Origin of the sequence: Corallococcus sp. CA047B (genome assembly GCF_003612065.1) — a bacterium.
GTDB lineage: Bacteria > Myxococcota > Myxococcia > Myxococcales > Myxococcaceae > Corallococcus > Corallococcus praedator.
Map to the genome: position 1 here is coordinate 1 of NZ_RAWD01000542.1, position 3,387 is coordinate 3,387.

Genomic DNA, 3,387 nt, shown 5'->3' on the forward strand with positions numbered 1-3,387 from the left:
CCGCCCGCCCCCCCGCAGCCGTTGCGCACGCCCACGCGGCAGCAGAGCCTCTTCGAGCCCCCCCACCGTCGCGAGGCCGCGCTGCGCCAGTGGTCCTCGCAGAACGGGGGCACGCCGGCCACGGGGCTCCAGCAAGCGCCCGTGCGCGCGGGTGGCTCCGGCAACACGATGAAGCCGATGTTCCTCGATGGAACGGCGGGCGGCGTGCAGCAAGCCTCCGAGGCCCGCACTCTCACGGGGGCCGGGGCGTACGCCGTGCTGGAGACGCGCGTGAAGAATGCCCAGGCGGCCGAGGCCCGCCTGGATGCCGTGGAGCAGAAGCTCGCGGAGGAGCTGGCCATCATCGGCCCCCTCCTGACACCCGAGGAGCGCAATGCCTTCATCCAGTCCTTCCGCACCGAGCACGCGGCGGCCTACACGGCCCGGGATGCCGCCGTGGGTGAACTGGCCGACCACCTGGAGGCCGAAGGCGCCAACATCGAGGCCTATCTCAAGGACGTCCAGGGCATCTCGCCGTACATGCTCGGGCTGCATGCCGTGCCCGTGCAGCAGGCCCTGATGCTGGTGGCCGACTCGCCGCGCGCGGCGACGGCGGTGGCCTACCTGAACGCGTCCGAGAACCAGCTGCTGCAACAGCTCGGTGACCCCGCGGGTCAGTATCTGGAGCAGGACGTCTACGGCCCCGCCATCAACGCCACCCTGACGAGCGCCCTGGCCTCCGGCCAGTCCTCCGACAACGCCATCGCGGGGGTGACGGCGCTCATCCAGCAGATGCCCGAGGGCGTCCAGGAGCGCATCCTCGGAGCCGACCCCAAGGTGATGCTGGGCGCCCTGGCGAGTGTGGCCTCCGGAAACGTGGGGGCCCTCAAGAACCTGGCGGCGGAGGCGGGCAAGCTCGGCACACCGGGAGCCACCGCGCTGGTCTCCGCGGCGCTGTCCATGGCGATGATCCAGAGTCCGGAGCTCCTCCAGGATCCGGCCGCCCTCAACCTGCTCATCCAACCGTTGGGGAACGCCGGCATGACGGCGTCGGCCGTCAGCATGGCGCTCAAGGGGGTGGGGAGCGTTGTCACGCGGATTGGCTTCCAGTCGGAACTTGGCGGGGCACCGATGCTGTTGGGCAAGCTCGGCACCATCCTGGGCGCGGCGACCTCGGGGCTCCGGGTGCTGAACCTCCTCAGTCAGGCGGACAGGAACAATGGCACCTACCTCCAGGTCGGGGCGCAGGCTGTCGGCGGCATCGTCTCCACGGCCTCCGTGTTCGGGCTCGTCGGCGGTCCCTTGGGAATCGGCGTGGCCGCCACCACCTTCGTCCTCACGGAACTCGGCAAGGCCTGGGAGAAGGGCATCCACCGTGAGGAGGCGGCCAAGGCAAGCATCGAGCGCGCGACCCAACTGGGAATCCCCGACGCGCAGATGCGAGTCAACCTCGGGTTCAACTACGGCACCCAGGTGCGAGAGCTGGCCAGCCTGGGGATCGACTATCAGCGGATGAACGAAATCATCCCGCGCTTCACGGACACCACCCGCCTGGCGCTCCTTGCCCAGGGGCTGGAGCTGAGCCCGGAGGAGGTCGGCCGCGTCCTGGATCTGGTGGTGCCTCCCGGGACGAACTCCACCGTCGAGGTGACGGGCTTCAACCTCCTCATGGGTCTCTACCAGCAGGCGCGCACGGCCAACCCTGGCGGTACTCCGGAGCAGCTCGTCGCGTGGATGCGGAACAACGCCCCGCCGCCACTGCACGGAGGCTCCGGCTACCTCTTCATGGGCTCCATGCTCAACCTGCTCGCCTCCGCTCAATAGGCGCTCGCGCCCGGGCCTGTATCACTGAAACAAGACAGACCCGGAGTCAACCCAGACTCCACGGTGTCTCTCCTGTCCGGCGTTGATCTTTCATTCCTTGTCAGTACAGTCTCGCGTCGACACAAACACTGGACTCGGTCGCCCTGTCGCCGCGGGCCCAGGACTGTGTTCACCCCCAAGAGACTGAGAGCCTCATGCACCGGAAGAGACGGATGTGGATGCTGTGCGCGATGGTGTCCTTCTGCGCCGCGCTGGTTGGCTGCGCGCAGGAGGATGCCACGGGCAATGCCCAGGTGAGCCTCCAGGGACAGAAGCTGGAGGCCTCCGACGTGGCCCGCGTGGAGCTGACGATCCACGGGCCGGGCATGTCCCTGCTCACCGCGTCGTTGGAGGAAACCGGCACCCGGTGGACCGGGGGGATTGGAAACATCCCCGTGGGGACGGACCGGACCTTCAACGCCCAGGCCTTCGACGCGAGCAACACCGTCATCTACGAGGGTCAGGTGACGGGGGTCACCATCGAAGCGGCGCAGACGGCCGCGGTGCTGCTGCAGCTCCAGCAGCGCACGCCGCCCACCGCGTTCCAGAACAGCGCGCCCCGGCTCTCCGGCGTCGCCGCGTCCGCCTATCAGGTGCGCTCGAACCAGGCGGTGGCGCTCAGCCTCACCGCCACGGACGCGGACGCGGATGTCCTCGGCTACAGCTGGACGGCGACCGGTGGAGCCTTCGGCGACGCGCTCGTGGCGAGCCCCACCTGGACCGCTCCCGCGACCCCGGGCACCTACGCGCTGAATGTCGTCGTCAGCGACGGCAGGGGCGGACAGGCGGGTGTGACCCTGAACGTCGTGGTGCTGGAGGCGGTGGGTGCCGCGAACGTCGCGGTCTCGTTCAACACCTGGCCCGTGGTGGCACAGATGACGGGCACCCCGTTCGGACAGGTGGGGCCCGGCGGCACCGTGACGCTGGACGTGGGCGCGGTGGACGCGGACGGTGACGCGCTCGCCTACGCCTGGAGCGATGACTGCGGCGGCGCCTTCAGCAACACCGCCACGGCCCGGTCCACCTGGGCGGCCCCCTCGCCTGCTCCGGTGGGCGGGCTGTGCAGGCTGACCGTGGCGGTGGTGGATGGCCGCGGAGGCAGCACGACGGGCACGATGGGACTCAACGTGGTGCTGCTCCAGTTGCCGACCCTGCCGCCGGTGATCGGGCAGGTCTTCCAGTCCGCCGCGCAGGTCCGGCCGGGAGACACGATGCACCTGTTCGCCACCGCGTCCGATCCGGAGGGGGAATCGCTGACGTTCACGTGGAGCGCGAGCCAAGGCACCCTGGGCGCTCCGGTCACCAGCGCATCGCGCAGCGACGTCACCTGGACGGCCCCGGCCGATTCGGGCGTCATGGACACGGACATCACGCTGGAGGTCCAGGACGCGAGCGGCCAGCGGACGACCCAGCACTTCACGGTCCGGTTGCAGGTCTGCATCCAGGCCGTCACCTCCTACCTGAAGCAGGTGAACTCCTCCACCAGCCCCCTGACCGTGGCCTACAGCATGGTGGGCGGGGGCGGGGGCGGTGATGGGCTCAGCC

The 3,387-nt window shown here is 69.7% G+C and carries 2 protein-coding genes; both read left to right on the plus strand.

Annotated elements, in window-relative coordinates; genetic code table 11:
- Positions 1 to 1,803: hypothetical protein (locus D7X74_RS43375; protein WP_158622366.1), on the plus strand; the 1,803-nt coding region annotated here is incomplete at its 5' end.
- A gap of 194 nt (positions 1,804 to 1,997) precedes the next feature.
- The coding region (locus D7X74_RS40645) for an Ig-like domain-containing protein (protein WP_372239754.1) at positions 1,998 to 3,387 on the plus strand (1,390 nt) is incomplete at its 3' end.